Source organism: Photobacterium damselae (assembly GCF_003026815.1).
Taxonomy (GTDB): Bacteria; Pseudomonadota; Gammaproteobacteria; order Enterobacterales; family Vibrionaceae; genus Photobacterium; species Photobacterium damselae.
Window position 1 is genome coordinate 135,462 of the sequence record NZ_PYOG01000005.1, and the last position, 21,461, is coordinate 156,922.

Sequence of the window (21,461 nt, forward strand, 5' to 3'; positions counted from 1 at the left end):
ACTATTATGCCAAAACACACTCTTAAATTACGGCGATAATATACTATATAATCTATAAATATCATAAGTTTGATACCAACTCTTGTCTTTCATTAGTTTTATCGAGAGTGTAGAAAGTAAGAAATGTATAAAATCATTAAGCTTAGTTATAGCTGGTCAAATATATAGTAAATAAAACCAACTCAAAATTATATAAATAGGATATGAATGAGTATCTGTTCTAAATGATAATGGGGCAAAACTAAGTTAGTTCAAGCTCACAATACAGGCCCATATCATGATCCAGCTATCTCTCCTTTATTATGCATTAGAGAGCATTGCTATTATCAATATAACTCCACAAAAATCAATAATTTTATCATGCACAACACTGATCGGTGCCTTGTTATTAACACCAGCAATGCTTTATATTTATTAGCATAAAGAATGATTTAAAGAAAATATTGATATTCAGCCAAACAATCCAGAAACATATACCACAGGAAATACATATATACCCTTAAAGAATCATTGAAGAGTATAATAATATTCAAAAAAATCTTTATTCGACTAAATACGGAAACGCCCAAAGTTATTAGCTTTGGGCGTTTCTTTTAGCAAACTGGTTTATAGCAAAGCAGGGTTTTAAAATGTTATTGGTTATTTATGGATATAAGCAAGCATTACTAGACTCCAGTCTTTTCGACAAACCCCATACCCTCTTTTATACGCTCTAAGTTCGCTGTTGATGTAAGCATTTCTACAACATTGAATGCAACATCCATTGCTGCCGATGGACTTCTTGAGGTAATAATGTTTTTATCAATAACAATAGGAGCTTGAATTACGTTTACGCCCATTTCTTCCATTTGGGTCTGACGCTTTTTACTTAAATGATAAGTCGTTCCATTTCGGCCATTGAGAACACCGCTCTTTGCAATGGGTAATGCACCAACACAAACAGACGCTATTAATTTGCCTTTTGAATCAAAGTCGCGAATTAAAGAAAGTAACCTTTCATCATATGCATCTTCATAGAAACCTGAACGGCTCATACCACCAGGGATCGCAAGAGCATCAAAATCATTAATATCTATTTCACTTAACTGATATTCTGGTTCAATCGTGAAATTCCAAGCGCATTTTACTTTTGGACGTAAGCCAACAGTTACCAGCTCAATTGGCTCTAAGCCATATGTTGTAGTCCAACCAAAAGCATCGGTAAATACACTTGCTTCGTATTCTTCCAACCCTTGACATAAAAAGAGAATGACCTTTTTCACTAAGCTTCCTTACTACACTCCGATTTGTCTATTTTGACTCATACGATACGGTCATATACTAGCTTAATAACTAAAGCCAACACATACCACACGTTACAAATCTCTTTAAACTATTTTTATAAAGATTTTTCATCTAAATCTAATTGATTTTCCGACAACTGCTTATTAATTATCCTTGTCGAGTAGACTGGCGTAGTTTGAGTCAACATACCAAAACCAACCAGAAGCATTAAACATGAAACAAAAAGGCTTTGGAAGTTAGGTGCTGAATGCAACATAGCTAAGCTATAAGTAAGCAAGAAAAAACCAACAAAGAATATCAATAGCCCAAAAACTGTATTATAAACCACATAAGCATAATCTAATTTATGAATTTTTATCTGAAAGTTAGGTTCGTTAACTTTAGATAAATCTGGAACTAAACAACTACAACGGAGAATATGTGCAAATGATACTTGGCTCCCTACTCTTTCTTTTAAAGATAAAAGCCCTCCAAGAAGTACAGCACTAATCCTGACATTGTGCGTAAGTCGAAAGACTTCCACTTCTATTTCAGATTTGATATGACTTTTTAATCGATTATCTAACTCATCCAAGTCTTTAAGCTTGATCAGTGAATCTAATCTTCGCTTCTTATGTGATAGATAGTATTCCGTAATTTTTGGCAAGTTAACAAGAACAGAAAATGCAAGAACAAGCAAAATAGCGATATAGTTTTTTGAATCTAGGAATTCTAATAGTTTTTCCACAAATGCCACCAAATCTAAATTCACATTAGAGCTCCTGAATCTTAATGTATGTATTAATAAAGTATTATCACTTTACGTAAAAATATACTCATAACAGTCCTTTATCATAATCGATATAATCTTTATATTTTACGAGCTGATCGGCATTTTCTACAATCCACATTTTTGATCGGATAGGGTAAGTAAGAAATATAACGGATAAGATTATGCATGAAAAAGTAACGCCCTCTTAAACAGTTTGTACTTTAAAAGCTTGACAGGCAGTTACTGACTGTTTTCTCGCACTTTATATGCAGAATGATTATAATTCTCCTTAGCATAATACCCGCTTAAGAGGTAAATATATGTGTGCCATATTTGACCACATGCATTTACTAGTCCCAATTAAAAAGTTTATTACTTGCCTATTTATCACCAAATTCAACGGTCGCACCCAACAATGTTTGTTCCGTTATATAGTAAGGTAAGAAATCTGAAATATAGAATTGAAAAGCTTTCCAGATATTTATAAAAATCATCACCATAAACATCAAAACTAAAAACCAATCAAAGTAATTATTAGAACCAAATCCCCACCCTATAATTAACGCAGTAACAAGAAACAATTCAGAATGAGTATGGAATGATTTCAATTTCACTCTCAACCCTTCAAGCTCTTTCGAAATATCTTTAGCGAGAAAGTAATTCAAAACTTCCTCTTGCGATTTTTTTGAATCGACCTTCTCTCTAATTTGGGTTATATAAGAATCAAATGAAGATAATTTTGTCAATAAATTAAATGACATGCTACTAACTTTAGAATATATGTAACCAATAATCCCTGATATAAAAATAGCAATGACCAATTGCTCGAAATTAACTGAAGCAAGCAAGCCTTTGTTAAAATCAAAGAGAAAGCTTAACTTTATATTCTGTAGCTCAGAGAGTACTCTAACGTCATTACCCTTGGAGTAAATGTATGATGATATTATCACCATAAACATTACAAGGAAACGATGAAGCGGGTACTTCTTGGTTATATCTTCAATATATTTTTTTTGTACCGCCTTCGCCAGTTCGTCCATAATTATGCTAACTTAATAAAGTATATATCACCTGCATTTGGATCAAATGCACCGTATTCTATTAATGGAGAGCCTACAAAAACCATTTCTTTTTTATCTTGAAAAAAAGGAATTGCCATCTCTAGAAAGACTTCATTGAAAAAATGAATATTAGCAACTTTCTTGGTTATTAAATTGTAAATCTTCCCGTTATGATTATGTCGATCTAGTGACGATATTATTGCTGTATAGAGTACTGGCTCTCCAAGCTCTTTGCGAGAAACGGTTGAATGGAATCTTCCAGCAGACTCTTTATTGAATTCATATTTGGCTGAACTATCTCCACTTAAAAGAAGCTCAAAAGTGCTATCTCCTGCGTATCTAGCTCTAATAATTGACAATATCTGATCGATTTCTCTAGTGATTGCACGATCGCCATATCGCCTTATGACTGATGCATCAGGATTATCTATCATCGTCTGCAAATCTTTGGGGACAATAATTCCACTTTCAACTTGGGCGATCCTAGTGCTTAAAGAGTCTTCGATTTTAGTTGCTTTGTCCAAACCGGCTTGCTTTGAAGCTTCGACAGCACCATTAACAGCACTAGAAACTCTATTTATAACAGCCTTGGTTACAGAATTAGACGATAAGAAGTCGAGTACATATCCACCTTCTCTAGGCTCTTGTACAAGTAGTTCAACTGCTGGGTAAAAATCCTGTCGCATTGTTGCAAACTTCCATAGATGCCCATAATGATATTCTAAGTAGGCTCTATCCATCGAATTTTGTAAATGTGTTAACGTTTTACCAAGGGTTCTCATACTTACTTGATGGTTGACAGCTATATCACCATCAAAATGAATTTGAACAAGACTCACAGTTACTCCCTATATGATTCCGTCTATATCGCTGCCATTCCCCATAAAACTCAATAGGTATCAACCTGCTATGTAACTCAACCGAGAGTTTCAGGGTAAAATTATGGAAAACTACCGCATAAGTGTCTAAAGTACGAATTAGATTGATTTGGTCTACTACAGTACTGACTCATTGATCAATTAGTGAGATCTAAGAAGGTTCAGAACAAAAATGTGTTACTTCAACTCCATAATACAGATCTACATCACGGCTTCTCAACCAAACCTATGTAATGCCATTCTGAGCTATGCTCCAGAAGGCATAATTATTATCAATATAACACCATAAAATGCAATGATTTTTACACACAAAATCACATCATGACCAATAATCAAGATTAGTAAGGTTTTATATCTATTGGTTTAGGATCGTCAAAACAGCAACATTAATATCTAGCCAAACCACCACAAACACATCTCATCAGCAAATACATTTATTTCTTGGAGAGATTCAAAAAGAGTGTCGTGAGCAACTTCATAATAATATTCAAAGAGATCTTTATTCGACCAAATACAGAAACGCCCAAAGTTATTAGCTTTGGGTGTTTCTTCTAACAAACAGGGTTACGACAAACCGAGCTTTAAAGTGTCATATGCAGAATTGGAAATGGTTTTCCCATATCATCAAAAAGTGAACGTGAAGCAGCTTTGAATCCCATATATTGGTAAAAGAGTCCATTGAACTGTCAGGAGAAAATTAGCATGAGGGAAGTTTGGATAAGTATTAATTAAGAAAGAGCCTTAATTACAGCTTGAGGATCTTTAGCAAGTACATTTAGTAGCACTAATGCTGGGCCTCTTGGCGTTCTATCTCCACGCTCCTAATGGCGCAATGTTCTGAGACTAATACCAAAAATAGACGCAAACTCTGCTTGTGTCATTGCAACATTGTTACGCACAGCTTTTACATCGATAGGGTTAAACTCTGAATTTAAATTCACAAATACAAAATATTATTTCACACAAAATTATTACCAAACTGCGCAATTAATTAGAGTAATAAACAACATACCCTCTATATAGCCAAAATATTGAGGTACGCTATTGTCATTTCCTCTCATAACAACCTAGTTAATTAAACTATTAATAATAAATCTCACAGTTATATTCGCTGTAGAACGAATATCGATAGCAATCATCTGGTTTGTCCAGAGAAAAACACCAACACAGCGTGCTACTAGAAACATAATTCATCATAAATTTAACCATTGATTTACATTTAAAGCCTAGATACGCTTAGAACATGACATGTTATTTCACTTACATAGCATGTGAATAATTATCTACAAGATGTAAACATAAGGAGATGTTTATGGGTCGAGAACAATGGGGCTCACGAGCAGGATTTATTCTCGCTGCGGTGGGATCAGCAATCGGTTTAGGCAATATTTGGCGCTTCCCATACATGGCTTATGAAAATGGCGGCGGCGCATTCTTTATCCCCTACCTTTTTGCCATGCTAACCGCAGGTATTCCATTTATGATTATGGAATTTACTTTAGGCCATAAACTACGCAGCGCAGCACCACGAGCATTTGCAAAATTGGGTGGTAAATATGAGTGGCTTGGCTGGTTCCAAGTATTCATTGCCGCCGTTATTGCCGTTTACTATGTTGCCGTTATTGGTTGGGCAATTTCATACCTTGGCTTTTCATTCAAACAGAGCTGGGGTAGCGATACTAATGCCTTCTTCTTTAGCGAATATTTAAAACTGGGAGAACACAGCCCAAGTCAATTAGGTGGATTCCAGCTGCACATCGCCATTCCAATGATGATTGCGTGGGCGATCACGTTTGCTGCTATATATAGTGGCGTTAAAGGCGGAATCGAAAGAGCCAGTAAAATTATGATGCCTCTCCTTTTTATTATGGTTCTTGGCTTAATAACCCGCGTTGTTTTCCTTCCGGGCGCGTTAGATGGACTCAACTATCTGTTCCAGCCTGATTTTAGCAAAATTTTAGATGCCAAAGTCTGGTCAGCCGCTTATGGACAGATCTTCTTCACCTTGAGTGTTGGCTTTGCCATTATGATCGCCTACTCCAGCTACTTACCGTCAAAATCAGACATTAATAATAATGCATTTATGACGGTTCTGATTAACTGTGGCTTTTCGATTACCGCAGGTGTACTTATTTTTGCGGTACTAGGTTATATGGCACAAGAGCAAGCAAAACCACTGACAGAAGTAGTATCCGCAGGCGTAGGCTTAGCCTTTGTCACCATTCCTGCTGCAATCAACTTACTGCCCGCACCATATATTTTAGGCCCCCTATTCTTCTTAGCTCTAGTGGTTGCTGGCCTAAGTTCTCATATTTCTATTATTGAGGCGGTCACATCAGCAGTTATCGATAAACTTAACTGGTCACGTAAAAAAGCAGCAATCGTTGTTTGCGGTACGGGTTTTATAGTTTCAATGGCGTTTGCAACCAATGGCGGTCTGCTCTTACTCGATTTGGTGGATTACTTCATCAACAATGTCGCCCTACTTTCTAGCTGTCTACTAGAGCTATTGATCGTTGGTTGGTTAGTGAAGATTGCAGATATTCGTCAATACGCCAATTCTATATCTGATTTCACCATTAGTAAGTGGTTCGAACTCTGCATTCGTTTTATTAGCCCAATCATGTTGGCGATAATTTTAGTTACCAATCTCTATAAAACACTTGCCGAGGGTTATGGCGGATACGATATGTTTGATCTACTGACACTAGGTTGGGGATTGGTCGGAATGATGATTGTTGTTTCTATCATCATTAACTTAGCTTCTAAATCACCGAATCAACAGGAGGTGTAAGATGACAACCAGTGCTATTTTTATGATGTTATTTGGTTTTATTGTGACTTGGGGGGGAGCTGCATATTGTATTTCTCTCGCTATGAAGAGCAAAACTGAATCTTAACCTCGCCTCTTGTTAAACATTAGAAAGGTCGGTGTTTTTCGCTGGCCTTTCTTTTTGTTCAAATCAATCTATTCTTACTGAGCTAAGCACAAATCTGTGACATAAGCCTTTAAGTTATTTAGACATTATTCAAATAACGACTAATACTTAACATAGCGAATCACTTCAAGGAAGAAGTATGAAAAAGTCTTTTATATACGCTTGTCTCTGCATGACACCAGCAATAGCCTACAGCCAAAACGAGCAGTGTTATAGCGACAAATACCATCAATATGTTGAAGCCTCGATGGCTTGGTATCACAACCTAGTCGACCTCTCTGTCCGTCAAAATCCTAATTTACAAGAAGTGGGCGACTGGTTTATACAATCTCGTCAGCACCATTTTGATCTTAACCAATCTGCTTTTAACTGGTACTTGTCCCACGATAAGCAAAAGCTAAACCTAAATTTGCCTACAGAATCTTGGCTAACACTGTCGCAGCAAGATATTAAATTACTCGCCCAGCAAGAAAATGAACTGGGTAAAGTCGCACAGCTCTCATTTGCAGATCGCCAAGCCCCACCTCACGCGCAAAATTATCAATTACGCAGTCAATTTGCTGAGCTTTTGACACATCCAGAAAAAATAGCGCCATCCCTGAATGCTTATAACGAAACAATAAGAGTAATTGAAGAGACAAAATGCTTATAAATAAAACAACACTTATCAGTTTACCTAAAAAGACTGTTTCGAAAAACGAAGTAATGCAAATAAGGCATTGATATTAAATGATTTTGTTTAATGTTCATTTATGCATCAATTTGATCTTCATTCATTAGAGCCTAAACTATCACGCCATCAATCAACCTAGTCAATGATAAACAATTAAGTTACAAGGTAACGTACATGAAATTACAATATATCGCGCTGACTGTGAGTACTTTAGCCTTTACGACAGCAGTACAAGCCAAAGGCAATTCGTGGGAGCCAGGATTTAGTGGTGATATTTCCGTGGTAACAGCCTACACCAGTACTAATTCTCAGTTTGATAAAGATAACTCGGTTACTCATGACTTATCAGGTTCTGGTAGTCATCAAAATCACGTTTTCATCGCCCCTTTAGGTACCGTGTCTTATACTTTTTCTCAAGCAGATAAACAAATCTTCTTTGGTACATCACGCTCAGATGTGGCTTTAGGACGTTTTCATATAGAAGCAGGTTATAAACAACGATTTGCCGATCGAACCCAACTGACTCTTAGCTATATTCCAGGTATTCTCGAACAAGATACTTGGTCAGATCCTTTTGTAATCAATCAATCGAGAGATAAAACAAAAAGTAAAGTCGAAGCGTTTCGACTACAGCTTGATAACATAATGGGTTCACCATTTTCAGTTCAATCAGCTTATGGTAAATATTCGGTTGATAATGAGAGAAGTGGTTGGTATCAAACCAATTTAACTCCCGCACAGCGTTCTTCATTACGCCGTGATTCAGATCTTTTTTATTTGGAAGGCGCTTATACCAAGCCACTGACTCAAAATACAGTGTTAAGAACGGCAATCAACTACCGCAATATCAATGCTGATGGTAAGGCGATGTCAAACAATAGCTACGGTGTAACGTCAACCGTGATTCAACGTTTAGATCGATCTAGCTACGCCTTTACTTTAAGTTATAAATACACCGATTTTGATTCAACAAACCCAATTTTCTCAAAGACTCAAGAAAATAATGAGTTCGGTGCATTTTTAGCTTATGAATATGCGCAACCTTTTGACTGGAAAGACTGGGGATTTGTATCGCTACTTGGTTATCAAAACGACAATTCTAATATCAATTTTTATGACCAAGACAATATTTTACTCAGTGTCGGTATGAACTATCAGTTCTGATTTCGCCTACACTTAACCCCTTGTTTTGTACTATCTTGGTTAATCTAACACAATAAGATTGATAGATAGTACAAGACAACAGCAAGTTTTTTTATTAGATTAACATTAATTTTCAGTTATTAATGAATATGTAACACTTGCTATGACTATAGAAGAACGTACTGCGGATGTGAATCTTGAGTCGCTTCACCGTATTTTTACGATCCCAGAAGCCCCTGATTCAACTTTAGGTAAAATCGAACAAGAAATCTCTCAAAACCTAAATGAATTTTTAGGTACTCATATCGCGGCAATAGAAAAGCCATTAGCAGAAATTGAGCAAGATTTTGCCTCTCACGATATCCCAGAGCAACCAAGCTTTGTTTCCGATCATACTCAGTTTCTTCTCAATAAATTGGTCGCTCAATCTGTTCATACTTCAGCACCTAGCTTTATTGGCCATATGACCTCTGCTCTGCCGTACTTTTTGATGCCCTTATCAAAAATTATGATTGGCCTAAACCAAAACCTAGTAAAAATAGAGACCTCAAAAGCATTTACCCCGTTAGAACGCCAAGTTCTTGGTATGATTCATAACTTGATCTATCACCAAGATGAAAGTTTCTACCAACAATGGATGCACAGTGCAGACCATTCTTTAGGCGCTTTTTGTTCAGGCGGAACCATTGCTAACATTACAGCGTTGTGGGTTGCAAGAAACAGTGCACTAAAACCCGACGGTGAATTTAAAGGTGTTGCTCAAGAAGGCTTATTTAAAGCAATGAAACATTATGGCTATGATGATCTTGCCATTTTGGTTTCTGAGCGTGGTCACTATTCATTAAAGAAAGCAGCAGATGTGCTTGGACTGGGCAGAGATAATCTGATTGCAATCAAAACCGATGAAAACAATCGAATCTGTCTTGATGCACTAGAATCGACCATTGCAGATCTCAAACAGCGAAATATCAAACCGTTTGCCATTGTTGGTATTGCTGGAACAACTGAAACGGGCAATATTGATCCCCTTAATCAACTTGCCGATATTGCTCAACGCGAACAGTGTCATTTTCATGTTGATGCCGCTTGGGGTGGTGCTTCACTGATGTCGAACAAATACCGCCACCTACTCTCTGGGGTTGAACGGGCAGATTCGGTTACCATTGATGCTCATAAACAGATGTATGTCCCTATGGGTGCGGGAATGGTTATTTTCAAAAACCCAGAATTGATGGCGTCGATTGAACACCATGCCGAATATATTTTACGTCAGGGTTCTAAAGATCTAGGATCTCATACTCTTGAAGGTTCTCGGAGCGGAATGGCAATGCTGTTGTATGCCAGCCTGAACATTATTAGCCGCCCAGGATACGAACTGCTGATCAACAATAGTATTGAAAAAGCCCAGTATTTTGCTGACATTATTAACCAGCACCCTGACTTTGAGTTAGTGTCGGAACCTGAATTATGTTTGCTGACTTATCGCTATGTGCCAGCTAGAACTCAGCAAGCACTAGAGATTGCAACCGAAGAAGAAAAAGAAACCCTTCATAATGCGCTAAACGATCTTACGCAATTTATTCAAAAGCATCAGCGTGAAACAGGTCGATCTTTTGTATCTCGAACACGAATTACACCGAAACAGTGGCAGCGCCGTATGACAACCGTATTTCGAGTCGTGCTTGCAAATCCCCTCACAACCAATGAAATACTGCAAAATGTGTTAGAAGAGCAGATTGAATTGGCTCAAGATAGTCACATTAGCCTACCCCAAATTAAAGCATTAACCGATAAAATACTTAAAAGATTCTAAATAGATTAAACAAATATCTAAACGAAAAAATAATAAAATAAATGAAAAGTCTGCCTAGTGCGGGCTTTTTTATTAGCTAAAAATGGATAAAACACTTTTACCCATCGCTATTTCTTATTAATAACCCCACTATTTTATGTGAATAGAGCATGTTTAATCTATTAACGGGTGATAAAGATCACAATGATAGAAGAAATATCCTAGGAATTTAAGCCAAATACCGCCATTAATTTGTGTGATAAATCGGCAAAAATAGTAAATTATGAAAGAAGTAACACAGGGTCTATTAACAATTTAAGGTTAAAAAACCAGCGCGTTAATTAACAGAAGATGAATTGTTACTGAGCAAGCTAAATAATGTTAGCTATATTGTTAAATCTTAAGAAAAATCACGATAAAAATTGAGCATTTTTTGATATGAGATTTTTGACTCCATTTTTGGTAAATTTTGAGCGTTAATATCAATTAATATTTTTTGATTCAAATCAATAAAACTGCTTCTACATGTATAAAAAAAGGCCGTTTCGGTATGAAAAACGGCCTTTTTATTACAAATTATTTCAAGCTTAAAAGTCTATTTTTTGCTTGTTTTACACTCAACAGTTTACTTAATTAGTCGCCAGCAAACATGTAACCTTCACCATGAACGGTCACAAAAATTTGTGGATTTTTCGGGTCAATTTCCATCTTAGAACGCATTCGACGAATCAGTACATCGATGGTTCTATCGTTTGGAGCTTCAACACGATGACTCAACATATTTAGAATTCGTTCACGACTTAACACCACATTTGGATGTGATGAAAACGCCACAAGAAGCTCATATTCTGCCTTTGTTAATTTAACAGGAAGACCGTTATGAGTAAGAGCACGTTTGTTGATATCAAACTGCCAATCGCCAAAACGAATGATGTTATCTTCTTGCATTTCGACCATGGTTTCATCACGAGCTTTTTCGACTAAGCTCATGCGCCATAACAAGTTTTTCACTCGAACAAGCAGCTCACGCAGCTCAAATGGCTTAGTTACATAATCGTCTGCACCCATCTCTAGGCCAACGATTCGGTCGATACTGTCGGTACGTCCTGTAACCAAAATAATGCCAACTTCAGAGCGACTACGCAGCTCGCGAGTTAACATCAAACCGTCCTCTCCAGGAAGGTTAATATCCAGCATTACGAGATCGACTTTTTCAGTCGCCATAATATCTCGCATCTGTTCGCCACTATCCGCTTGGCTTACTTTGTATCCCTCGTTCTCGAAATACCCAACTAGTTTAGTACGGGTAACAATCTCATCTTCTACTACTAGTACGTGATGACTCATGCTTATCTCTTTAATCATGTTATGGCGTTCTTAAAAAACATTATCACAAATGCACGTCATTAACAATTTGTCATAAACATGCCTGAGCTATTCATTCAAGCCATTAACCTTATTCATATCGTGCCTATAAGATTAAACCATAAAAATTCAAACGTCACCGTAGCTTACGGTGGTCATCATTCTCTTATGGAATCTTCCACTATGAAAAAACTTTGGCAAATGTTAACTAAACCAAGTAGCAAGTATTCTGTGCTTGCGCTTGTGCTAGTTGGTATTGGTATTACTTTGGCGGGTATTTTCGCTGTTCATAAAGGTTTTGAGCACGCATCTCAAACAGAATTCTGTACTTCGTGTCATACCATGCAGCAAAACTACGAAGAGTATAAGCAAAGTGTACACTTCAAAAACGCATCAGGTGTTCGTGCTGAATGTGTGGACTGTCACCAGCCAAAAGATCTTCCAGGTGCTATCCAGCGTAAGCTAGGTGCGTGGAAAGATGTATACAACCACTACATTACCAAAAAGATTGATACTCCAGAGAAATTTGAAGAGCATCGTCTAGAACTTGCTCAAATGGTGTGGAACCGTATGTCTGAGCAGAAATCTAAGACATGTAAGAGCTGTCACGATTACTCTGCAATGGATCACGCGAAACAGTCTCCAGAAGCGGCTAAAGCAATGACAGAAGCGGCTGCTAAAGACATGAACTGTATCGAGTGTCACAAAGGTATTGCTCACGAATTGCCAAACATGGCTGGCGGCTTCCAGAAGAGCTTCCAAGGCCTACAAGCAGAAGCAACAGCACAAGGTGCAAAAGCTGACAAACTTTACTCTCTAGGCGAGAAAGACCTATACGCAACTGACGATGCGAAAGGCAAAGTTGAAGGTAAACTGCTTCCTGCATCTGAAGTAACTGTTCTTGAACGTAAAGGCGACATGCTGAAAGTTGAAGTAAACGGCTGGCTTGAGAAAGCAGGTAAAGGTCGCGTTATGACTGAGTACATGGGTAAGCGCGTATTTAAAGCAACTATCCGTGGCGAAGTGAAAGCAAACGAGAAAGTTATCAAAGAAGAAACTGACCCTGCGACTGATATCGTATGGCAGAACGTTGCTGTACAGGCGTGGATTACTAAAGCTGACATGATCGATAACATTCAGCCAATCTGGAACTACGCAGAAGAGATGTACGGCTCTACTTGTAACGCATGTCACGCGGCGCCAGACCCAGGCCATTTTACTGCAAATGGCTGGATCGCAAGTCTTAAAGCCATGAGTTCTTATTACCGTCTAACCAAGACTGAAGAGCGTACTCTATTGAAGTACCTACAAAACCACGGTAAAGACACTGGTGGCGCAGGCGCTCACTAATAAATCCTAAAAGGCGGGGATACCCTCCCCGCCCAAAAGAAAAAGAATTTAAAATTATTTAAGGATTCACCAATATGGCGACTCAAGTTAACAATAAAGGCATTTCTCGCCGCCGCTTCCTATCTGGTCTAGCGGTAGCAAGTGCAGCGTCTGTAGTAGGTACTAGCCTACTAGCACCACGCAAAGCAATGGCTGCAACTGACGCTAAAGCTAACTTTACTGGTGAAGTGCTTTCAGGTTCTCACTGGGGTGCTTTCCGCGCTAAAGTTGTTGATGGTGTATGGGTAGAAACAGTTCCTTTTGAGAAAGACCCTCACCCAACTTCAATGCTTGAAGGTGTTCGCGAAGTTGTTTACAACCCAGCACGTGTTAAATACCCAATGGTTCGTATCGATTGGCTAAAACACGGTTATAAGTCAGACACAACTCAACGTGGTAACAACCGCTTTGTACGTGTGCCATGGTCTCAAGCACTGGACTTCTTCCACCACGAACTAAACCGTGTTCAAGAAACTTACGGTCCAAGTGCACTTTACGCAGGTCACACAGGTTGGCAGTCAGTAGGTAAACTACACTCTGCTGGTACTATGATGATGCGTGCTATCGGCCTACACGGTACGTTCCTAGCGAAAGCTGGTGACTACTCAACAGGTGCAGCACAGGTTATTCTTCCATACGTTGCTGGTGCAATGGAAGTTTACGAGCAGCAGACTTCTTGGCCGCTAGTTCTTGAGCATTCAGACACTATCGTAATCTGGGGTTCTGACCCAATTAAGAACCTTCAGGTTGGTTGGTTAGTTCCAGATCACAGCGTATACGGTTACTGGCAGCAACTTGCTGAGAAAGTGAAGAACAAAGAGATTAAAGTAATTCACGTTGACCCAGTACGTAACGAAACAATGAAGTTTGTTGGCGGTGAGCAGGTTGCTGTTAACCCACAGACAGACATCCCATTGATGCTGGCTATTGCCCATACTCTGTACTCAGAAAATCTGTACAACAAAGAGTTTATTGCTGATTACACTACTGGCTTTGATAAGTTCATGCCATATGTACTTGGTAAAACTGACGGTGTTGAGAAAACGCCTGAGTGGGCAGCTAAGATCACTGGTATTCCAGCTGATGATATTCGCGCTCTTGCTCGTCAAATGGCGTCAGGCCGTACTCAGCTAATCGGTGGCTGGTGTCTACAGCGTATGCAGCATGGTGAGCAGTGGGCTTGGATGCTAGTCGTTATCGCGGCAATGCTAGGTCAAATCGGTCTACCAGGTGGTGGTTTCGGTTTCGGTTGGCACTATAACGATGCAGGTACTATCACTTCTGCTGGTCCTCTAATGTCTGGCTTTAGTGGTGTAACAGGTGTTGAGCCAATCTTTAACGGTTCATACAAGGGTTACGCAAAAGCAATTCCAGTTGCACGTTTTGTTGACTGTATTGCAAACCCAGGTAAGAAGATTCAGTGGAACGGTCACGACATCACTTACCCATACATGAAGATGGCTATCTTTAGCGGTAACAACCCATTCCACCACCACCAAGATCGTAACAAAATGATCAAGGCGTGGACTAATTTGGAAACTGTTGTTTCTGTTGAGCACCAGTGGACTGCGACTTGTCGTTTTGCAGATATCGTATTACCTGCAACAACAACCTACGAGCGTGATGATATCGAACAGTTTGGTAACCACTCAAACAAAGGTATCGTTGCTCTTCGTAAGATTGTTGAGCCAATGTTCGAATCAAAAGATGACTTTGATATCTTCCGTGATCTATGTCGTCGCTTTAACCGCGAAGAAGCGTTTACTGGCGGCAAAGAGAAGATGGAATGGGTTGAAGAGATCTATAACGGTGCACGTCTTCAGGGCCGTGGTCTAGGCGTTCGTATGCCTAACTTTACTAAGTTCTGGGCAGGTGATGGTTTCATCGAATTCCCAGCAGGTAAAGAGTGGGTTCGTCATGAATCATTCCGTAACGAACCAGATCTTGAGCCACTAGGTACTGCATCAGGTCTAATCGAAATCTACTGTAAGACAATTGCAGATATGGGTTACGATGACTGTCAAGGTCACCCAATGTGGTTTGAAAAAGCTGAGCGTAGTCATGGCGGTCCTCTATCGGACAAGTTCCCGCTACACTTACAGAGCTGTCACCCTAACCACCGTCTGCACTCACAGCTATGTTCATCAACAGACTTCCGTGCAACTTACACTGTTGCAGATCGTGAACCTGTTTACATCAGCACTAAAGATGCAGCAGCTCGTGGTATTAAGTCTGGTGACCTTGTTCGCGTGTTTAACGACCGTGGTCAGGTATTAGCAGGTGCGGTAGTAACTGATGATTACTCTGCTGGCGTATGTCGTATCCACGAAGGTGCATGGTACAGCCCACTAGATGGTGGTAAAGCTGGTACTATCTGTACTTACGGTGATCCAAACGTACTAACACTGGATATCGGTACATCAAAACTGGCTCAAGCAACTTCTGCTCACACTGCATTGGTTGATATTGAGAAGTACACAGGTCCAGTACCGGCTGTAACAGGCTTTGGCGGTCCTATCTATGTTACTGATATCGACCCACTATTCCCGGCAATGGATAAAGCATAATTCATTGTAAGAATAGCGATACTAAGCCTTAGAGCTTAAAAGGAAATAAAAAAGGCGATGGATGTCATGTTCATCGCCTTTATTTCACCTTGATACTCACAAAACGAAGTGGATTCAAATATACTATACCCAAGTGACTTTAGACCTAGCACCTTGAAGTTACTTGGGTATATATTTAAATCTGTTTACGAGTCTGGAGAGACCATGCAAGAATTTATTGCTTTCAACGAACAACGTGCTGAAATCTACTGGTGGATGTCTTCTCTTTTCGCTCATGAATTAACAAGCGAAAATATCCAAAATTACCAAGGCGGTGAGATGTGCAATTTCTTATCTGGCCTTGCAATGACAGCAGAACTCAAAGCACCGGTTGAAGCATTACGAGCTGCACTGACAAAACTAGAAACCCGTGAAGATGCACAACTTGAATTGGCCGCTGATTTTTGCGGTTTGTTCCTAAGCACTCCAAAATCAGGTGCCCTACCTTATGCTTCTATGTATGTGGGTAAAACGGGTCTACTAAACGACAAGCCAGCTCAAGAAATGAATGAGCTAATGAATCAATACGGCATTGCACAACGTAAAGAGTTCAATGAGCCAGCCGATCACCTTGCAGTTGAATTAGACTTTATGGGCAACTTGATCATTATGGCTAACCAGCAACCAACAGAGGAACAGCGCGAAGAGTTAATGCTTGCGCAAAAAGAATTTGTTGAAACTAAGCTGCTTAATTGGTTGCCACAATTTAGTCAAACTTGTCATCGCTTTGATCAGTTCGGTTTTTACGCAGCAGCGTCGTCTCTTCTTGTCGCTTTCTGTCAATTAGATCTGACTTTCCTTGCTGGCGAATAAAAAATACGACTGAGCAATACAAACCCATTTACTGCGTTGTAAGTGGGTTTTTTTATAGCCATTAAATATTATTTTATTCATAAAAACCGTTCAATTTTGCATAAAACCACAAACGATAATAACACTCAATACCAACACCCTTCGCTCAGAATACCCAACTAAATCACTAAGTTATTAATTATTTCCATGCTAAAAACATGATCAATTCATAAAAATAATTATTTTCTTCAGTATTATTGTATTACAAAAGATTTGAACGTGATCTAGATCACACTTTGGATTCCTTTTTGGAAATAGAATCGCTGCGAATATGCTTTTTAATCCCTGTTAACATTACTTTTTTACAAGGTTAATACATGGACTCTCATGCAGCCCTCTATGAATTGGGTAAGAAACGACTTGCTCAATTACGTGAAATGAAACCTCTTCGTGACGAATCATTTCAACAAAAGTTAGAATCTCATGGCATCAGTCGTCGCGACTTTATGATTTGGAGTGCGACTATTACCTCTCTACTTGCTCTTCCTATGCCATTTAACACTATGGTTGCAGAAGCAGCAGAGTTAGCTGATCGCGTCCCTCTTATTTGGCTAAGTATGGCAGAATGTACTGGTTGCTCAGAGTCATTCGTCCGTACAACAACTCCTGATATCAGCACAATTTTGTTTGAACACGTTTCCCTTGAGTACCAAGAAGTTCTTATGGCAGCGGCTGGTATGCAAGCAGAAGAAAACCTTGATAACGCAATCAAAAATTATAAAGGTAAATATCTTCTAGCTGTTGAAGGTGCGATCCCTACTGCAAATAACGGCACATTCTTAACCATTGGTAATAAAGCAGAAACGGGTGTTGACCTGATCAAACGCGTAACAAAAGATGCTGCGGCGATTATGTGTGTAGGTACCTGTTCATCCTTTGGTGGTGTTCAAGCGGCAAGCCCTAACCCAACTGGAGCAAAAGGTGTCGGTGCGGTTGTAGACTTACCTGTAATTAACGTTGCAGGCTGTCCACCAAACCCAGCGAATATTACTGGTACGTTAATGTACTACATTATGTTTGGCCGTCTTCCTGCGCTAGATATCTTTAACCGTCCTAAATGGGCTTATGGTGCACGCGTACACGATAACTGTGAACGTCGTGGTCACTTCGATGCTGGTGAATTTGTATTAGAGTTTGGCGATGACAACGCTAAAAATGGATTCTGCCTATTTAAGATGGGTTGTAAGGGTCCTTATACTTTCAATAACTGTCCAACAGAACGCTTTAATGCGCACACCAGTTGGCCAGTACTTGCAGGTCATGGTTGTATTGGCTGCTCAGAACCTGATTTTTGGGACGATATGGCAGACTTTGAAAAACCATTAAGTCGTAAGCCTCTTCATGGATTAGATGCAACAGCCGATACAATTGGCGCGGTGACTTTAGGTCTAACAGCTGTTGGTATTGGTGCTCACGCTGTATCAAGTATTTTTGCAAAGAAAGTCGAGGAATAATCCATGAGTAAACGTGTCGTTATCGATCCTATTACCCGTATCGAAGGCCACTTACGCATCGAGGTTGAACTCGATGAAAACAATGTGGTAGAAAAAGCGTATGCCTCTTCTACCCTGTTTCGTGGTCTAGAAATTATCATGAAAGGCCGTACACCTTATGATGTCGGTCTACTAATGCAGCGTATTTGTGGTGTATGTACTTCATCTCACTATCTTTGCGGTACATTGGCGGTTGAAGATGCAATTAATGCACAAGTACCTTTAAACGCTAAATATATTCGTAGCTTAATTTTAAGTACGCTTCAGTTACACGATCACATTGTTCATTTCTATATTTTACATGGCATGGACTGGATCGATGTGGTTTCTGCGCTAAGTGCTGATCCAGCAAAAGCGGCTCAAGAAGCAATGAAGTATTCTGCAACTCCAATGGCTGCGGGCGAAGGTGAACTTCGTGCAGTACAAGAGAAAGTACAAGGCTTAGTAAATACGGGTAATCTTGGTCCATTTGCTAATGCATACTGGGGCAACCCAACCTATAAGTTTACACCAGAGCAGAACCTAATTGGTTTATCTCACTATCTAAAAGCACTAGAAATTCAGCGTATTGCAGCTGAGTGTATGGCACTTTGGGGCGGTAAAAACCCACATCCACAATCTATTGTTGTTGGTGGTGTAACTTGCGTTCGTGACATGCTAGACCCTGCTCGTTTGCAAGAGTTTAAGCAAAAATTCCAACACGTAGCAGAGTTTGTTGAACGCGCTTATTACGCCGATTTGGTGATGGCGGCTAAAGCGTACGCAACTTCTCCAGATGTTCTTGGTGGCTGTAACGTTCACACCTTTATGGCAGCAGAGTCCATCTTGCTTAACCCAGATGATCATCTATTTACTGATGGTGTTATTCGTAACTGCGATCTGTCTCATGCTGAAAATGTAGACCCAAGCTTAATTGAAGAAGATGTAACTCACGCTTGGTATGATGCGAAACAGCCTCAACATCCGTACGATGGCACTACAATTCCAGAGAAAACACCGTTTGTTCAGCGTGAAACACTGATGGGTAATATTCCAACCATTAATGAAGCGGGCAAATACTCTTGGGTTAAATCCCCTCGTTACAACGGTGAACCTGTTGAGGTTGGTCCTCTTGCAACCATCGCGGTGAACTATGCTCGTGGTAACAAGCCTGTTGTGGATGTTGTTGATGAGTTCTTAACGAAAACTGGTCTACCTGCTCAAGCACTATTTACTACTTTAGGTCGTACTGCGGCTCGTATGCTTCATACCACCGTTATTGCTCGTCACGGTCTAGAAACTTTTGAGTCTATGGTTGCAAACCTAAATTCAGATCAAACAACTTACATCAAACCAACGATTGACCCAGATAAAGAATACAAAGGCGTGGGCATTTTAGAAGCGCCTCGTGGTCTACTAAGCCATTGGATTCGTATCAAGGGAGGTCTGGTTGAGAACTATCAAGCGGTTGTCCCAACAACTTGGAACGCTGGCCCTATTGATGGTAACGGACGTATTGGTCCATACGAAGCTTCTCTTGTTGGTCTAAAACTGGCAGAGCCAACTAAGCCACTTGAGATCCTTCGTATTATTCACTCTTTCGACCCATGTATGGCTTGTTCTGTACACGTGATGGACTACAAGGGTCAATCTTTGAGTGAATTCCGTATTGCAGCTCAACCTGTATAAGATAGGTGCGTTATGGCAAATGATACTGTGTTGTATAAACGATCCTACATGTTTTCGTTTCTCATCCGGGTATGTCACTGGTTACGAGCTTTATCGATTGTAGGACTGGTTATTACTGGTTTCTACATCGCTTGGCCATTTCTAGTGAGACCGGAGAGTACTAACGTATTACAGCAAGGTTGGATTCGTTTTGCTCATGAAATTTTTGGCTTTTTATTGCTCGCGATTACGGCCGTTCGTTTTTATCTCTTTTTCTTTAGTCAAAAGAGTAAAGCGGAACGAATGTCGTTTAAAGACGCTTTCAGTATAAAAAGCTGGATTCAGCAATTTAAGGCTTACTTCTTTGTTGGTTTACCGCCACACAGAGGGGCTTATGGTCCGCTTCAACTTGTTGCCTACGCGGGTATTTCTGTTGTTGCCGTCTTCATGTGTATTACCGGCTTAACGCTATACGCTAACGTTTATCACCAAGGTATCGGTGGTATGTTATGGCCTATGGCGGAATGGGTTACTTACATCATGGGTGGCCTTGCTGAAGTACGTCAATGGCACCATATTATGACTTGGGCGTTTATTATTTTCGTTTTAGGTCACGTTTATATGGTGATTTGGACAGGTATTCGTTTCCGTACCGGTTCTGCCGATGCCATTATGTCAGGTTATGCTTACCATCCGGTTCATGTTAAGCCTGAAGATGTAGAAGAAGAAAAACACTAACTATGAAGATATTGCTACTTGGTATTGGCAATGTCTTGTACGCCGACGAAGGTGTCGGCGTACATTTCGTCAACTACCTATCAGAAAACTATCAATTCCACCATCCCGAGCATCAAATTGATCTGGTTGATGGTGGCACTCTCGCTCACAGCCTCATACCTACCCTAACTCAATACGATCATCTTGTTGTTGTCGATACCGTCAATGCTGCCGATGTTGAACCAGGGGAAGTGTATTTCTTTGATTTTGATAAAGCTCCTGCCGAAATTGATTGGCAAGGTAGTGCTCATGAAGTTGAAATGCTGCAAACGCTTATCATGATGGAAATGGTTGGAGATCGTCCGAAAACCTATGTACTAGGCATCACACCAACGGTTTTAGAACCCATGCATTTAGGCCTAACGTCTCGTATTCATGCCGCGATTCCAACCATGGAAAAAGCAATAATTCAGCATCTACAAAGCTTAGGTGTCGATTGTCAGCGAATCAATAATATTGAAATCAATGATCTAATTCCAACCGCCTATAAACGTGGAGTTGAGCTATGAAGCTGATTCAATTTGAATTCATCTGTTCTCGACCAGTGCCTTTCTATGCTGCGCTTTGTAACCATTTTCTGGCTACTGAACACTTAGAAATCAGCATCAGTGGTAAAAACAATCGGTATCTCATTGAAGCCGTGGGTAAGCAAGCCGAGATAGAACAACTGGCTGAACGTATATCCAAATCCTTTATGGTTTCGGTGTGGCCTGCTTGAAAGTCACATTAGAGAAGTACCTCACCGCGAAGGTACGAATCTGCCTCTAAAGAACATTCATCACCAATTACCGTTTTGTCTACATTGCCAACC

18 protein-coding genes and 1 pseudogene are annotated in these 21,461 nt (G+C 39.7%); 13 read left to right on the forward strand and 6 right to left on the reverse strand.

Annotation, left to right across the window (positions count from 1 at the left end; all coding sequences use genetic code 11):
• Positions 1-665: 665 nt before the first annotated feature.
• The 5 genes and pseudogenes from CTN07_RS07440 to CTN07_RS07460 form a co-directional block, all read right to left on the reverse strand.
• Positions 666-1,262, reverse strand: a complete 597-nt coding sequence (locus CTN07_RS07440) for a DJ-1/PfpI family protein (protein WP_005299634.1) — start codon at positions 1,260-1,262, stop codon at positions 666-668.
• Positions 1,263-1,378: 116 nt separating this feature from the next.
• A complete protein-coding gene (locus tag CTN07_RS07445; protein WP_005299636.1) occupies positions 1,379-2,035 on the reverse strand; it encodes a hypothetical protein in 657 nt (218 codons plus the stop codon).
• Positions 2,036-2,415: 380 nt separating this feature from the next.
• A complete protein-coding gene (locus tag CTN07_RS07450; RefSeq protein ID WP_005299637.1) occupies positions 2,416-3,075 on the reverse strand; it encodes a hypothetical protein in 660 nt (219 codons plus the stop codon).
• Positions 3,076-3,077: 2 nt separating this feature from the next.
• Positions 3,078-3,935, reverse strand: coding sequence for a hypothetical protein (locus CTN07_RS07455; RefSeq protein WP_005299638.1), 858 nt, complete (start codon positions 3,933-3,935; stop codon positions 3,078-3,080).
• Positions 3,936-4,555: 620 nt separating this feature from the next.
• Positions 4,556-4,645, reverse strand: a pseudogene (locus tag CTN07_RS07460) (GNAT family N-acetyltransferase); the annotation flags it as partial.
• A 641-nt stretch (positions 4,646-5,286) separates the two neighbouring features.
• On the opposite strand from CTN07_RS07460, the gene CTN07_RS07470 reads away from it, so the two are divergent.
• The 5 genes from CTN07_RS07470 to panP all read left to right on the forward strand — a co-directional run bounded on the left by CTN07_RS07470 (position 5,287) and on the right by panP (position 10,542).
• Positions 5,287-6,768: a sodium-dependent transporter gene (locus tag CTN07_RS07470; protein ID WP_005299642.1), complete on the forward strand. Its 1,482-nt coding sequence runs from the start codon at positions 5,287-5,289 to the stop codon at positions 6,766-6,768.
• A 1-nt stretch (position 6,769) separates the two neighbouring features.
• Complete coding sequence (locus tag CTN07_RS07475; protein ID WP_106142551.1) at positions 6,770-6,874, forward strand: MetS family NSS transporter small subunit; 105 nt, start codon at positions 6,770-6,772, stop codon at positions 6,872-6,874.
• 178 nt (positions 6,875-7,052) lie between these two features.
• Entirely contained in the window at positions 7,053-7,565 is a 513-nt protein-coding gene (locus tag CTN07_RS07480; protein ID WP_036763968.1) for a hypothetical protein, read from the forward strand.
• Positions 7,566-7,760: 195 nt separating this feature from the next.
• A complete protein-coding gene (locus tag CTN07_RS07485) occupies positions 7,761-8,750 on the forward strand; it encodes a DUF2860 domain-containing protein (RefSeq protein ID WP_005299645.1) in 990 nt (329 codons plus the stop codon).
• Between the two features lie 142 nt (positions 8,751-8,892).
• The gene (panP, locus tag CTN07_RS07490; RefSeq protein WP_005299646.1) at positions 8,893-10,542 is read left to right on the forward strand and encodes a pyridoxal-dependent aspartate 1-decarboxylase PanP; all 1,650 of its coding nucleotides are present in this window, start codon (positions 8,893-8,895) and stop codon (positions 10,540-10,542) included.
• A 612-nt stretch (positions 10,543-11,154) separates the two neighbouring features.
• Here panP and torR read toward each other — a convergent pair.
• Complete coding sequence (torR, locus tag CTN07_RS07495) at positions 11,155-11,868, reverse strand: two-component system response regulator TorR (protein WP_005299648.1); 714 nt, start codon at positions 11,866-11,868, stop codon at positions 11,155-11,157.
• Between the two features lie 201 nt (positions 11,869-12,069).
• Between torR and torC the strand changes: the two genes are divergently transcribed.
• The 8 genes from torC (at position 12,070) to CTN07_RS07535 (ending at position 21,368) form a co-directional block, all read left to right on the forward strand.
• A complete protein-coding gene (gene torC / locus CTN07_RS07500; RefSeq protein WP_036763971.1) occupies positions 12,070-13,236 on the forward strand; it encodes a pentaheme c-type cytochrome TorC in 1,167 nt (388 codons plus the stop codon).
• A 74-nt stretch (positions 13,237-13,310) separates the two neighbouring features.
• Positions 13,311-15,842: a trimethylamine-N-oxide reductase TorA gene (torA, locus tag CTN07_RS07505; RefSeq protein ID WP_005299651.1), complete on the forward strand. Its 2,532-nt coding sequence runs from the start codon at positions 13,311-13,313 to the stop codon at positions 15,840-15,842.
• Between the two features lie 204 nt (positions 15,843-16,046).
• Complete coding sequence (gene torD / locus CTN07_RS07510; protein WP_005299653.1) at positions 16,047-16,694, forward strand: molecular chaperone TorD; 648 nt, start codon at positions 16,047-16,049, stop codon at positions 16,692-16,694.
• A 356-nt stretch (positions 16,695-17,050) separates the two neighbouring features.
• Entirely contained in the window at positions 17,051-18,187 is a 1,137-nt protein-coding gene (locus tag CTN07_RS07515; RefSeq protein WP_005299655.1) for a hydrogenase small subunit, read from the forward strand.
• A gap of 3 nt (positions 18,188-18,190) precedes the next feature.
• Positions 18,191-19,894 (forward strand): nickel-dependent hydrogenase large subunit, encoded by a 1,704-nt coding sequence (locus CTN07_RS07520; RefSeq protein WP_005299657.1) that lies wholly within the window; start codon positions 18,191-18,193, stop codon positions 19,892-19,894.
• A gap of 48 nt (positions 19,895-19,942) precedes the next feature.
• Positions 19,943-20,611 carry a Ni/Fe-hydrogenase, b-type cytochrome subunit gene (gene cybH / locus CTN07_RS07525; RefSeq protein ID WP_227000386.1) on the forward strand — a complete coding sequence of 223 codons (669 nt, stop codon included), beginning with the start codon at positions 19,943-19,945 and terminating at the stop codon, positions 20,609-20,611.
• 2 nt (positions 20,612-20,613) lie between these two features.
• The gene (locus tag CTN07_RS07530; protein ID WP_005299660.1) at positions 20,614-21,159 is read left to right on the forward strand and encodes a HyaD/HybD family hydrogenase maturation endopeptidase; all 546 of its coding nucleotides are present in this window, start codon (positions 20,614-20,616) and stop codon (positions 21,157-21,159) included.
• A complete protein-coding gene (locus tag CTN07_RS07535; RefSeq protein ID WP_050787763.1) occupies positions 21,156-21,368 on the forward strand; it encodes a hypothetical protein in 213 nt (70 codons plus the stop codon). The genes CTN07_RS07530 and CTN07_RS07535 overlap by 4 nt, the downstream gene beginning before the upstream one ends.
• Positions 21,369-21,461: the final 93 nt, after the last annotated feature.

Coding starts and splice junctions, on each gene's coding strand:
- CTN07_RS07470 (WP_005299642.1), top strand. CDS start 5,287: ATGGGTCGAGAACAATGGGGCTCACGAGCAGGATTTATTCTCGCTGCG.
- CTN07_RS07520 (WP_005299657.1), top strand. CDS start 18,191: ATGAGTAAACGTGTCGTTATCGATCCTATTACCCGTATCGAAGGCCAC.
- torD (WP_005299653.1), top strand. CDS start 16,047: ATGCAAGAATTTATTGCTTTCAACGAACAACGTGCTGAAATCTACTGG.
- panP (WP_005299646.1), top strand. CDS start 8,893: ATGACTATAGAAGAACGTACTGCGGATGTGAATCTTGAGTCGCTTCAC.
- CTN07_RS07450 (WP_005299637.1), bottom strand. CDS start 3,075: ATGGACGAACTGGCGAAGGCGGTACAAAAAAAATATATTGAAGATATA.
- CTN07_RS07475 (WP_106142551.1), top strand. CDS start 6,770: ATGACAACCAGTGCTATTTTTATGATGTTATTTGGTTTTATTGTGACT.
- CTN07_RS07530 (WP_005299660.1), top strand. CDS start 20,614: ATGAAGATATTGCTACTTGGTATTGGCAATGTCTTGTACGCCGACGAA.
- torR (WP_005299648.1), bottom strand. CDS start 11,868: ATGAGTCATCACGTACTAGTAGTAGAAGATGAGATTGTTACCCGTACT.
- torA (WP_005299651.1), top strand. CDS start 13,311: ATGGCGACTCAAGTTAACAATAAAGGCATTTCTCGCCGCCGCTTCCTA.
- CTN07_RS07485 (WP_005299645.1), top strand. CDS start 7,761: ATGAAATTACAATATATCGCGCTGACTGTGAGTACTTTAGCCTTTACG.
- torC (WP_036763971.1), top strand. CDS start 12,070: ATGAAAAAACTTTGGCAAATGTTAACTAAACCAAGTAGCAAGTATTCT.
- CTN07_RS07515 (WP_005299655.1), top strand. CDS start 17,051: ATGGACTCTCATGCAGCCCTCTATGAATTGGGTAAGAAACGACTTGCT.
- cybH (WP_227000386.1), top strand. CDS start 19,943: ATGTTTTCGTTTCTCATCCGGGTATGTCACTGGTTACGAGCTTTATCG.
- CTN07_RS07535 (WP_050787763.1), top strand. CDS start 21,156: ATGAAGCTGATTCAATTTGAATTCATCTGTTCTCGACCAGTGCCTTTC.
- CTN07_RS07480 (WP_036763968.1), top strand. CDS start 7,053: ATGAAAAAGTCTTTTATATACGCTTGTCTCTGCATGACACCAGCAATA.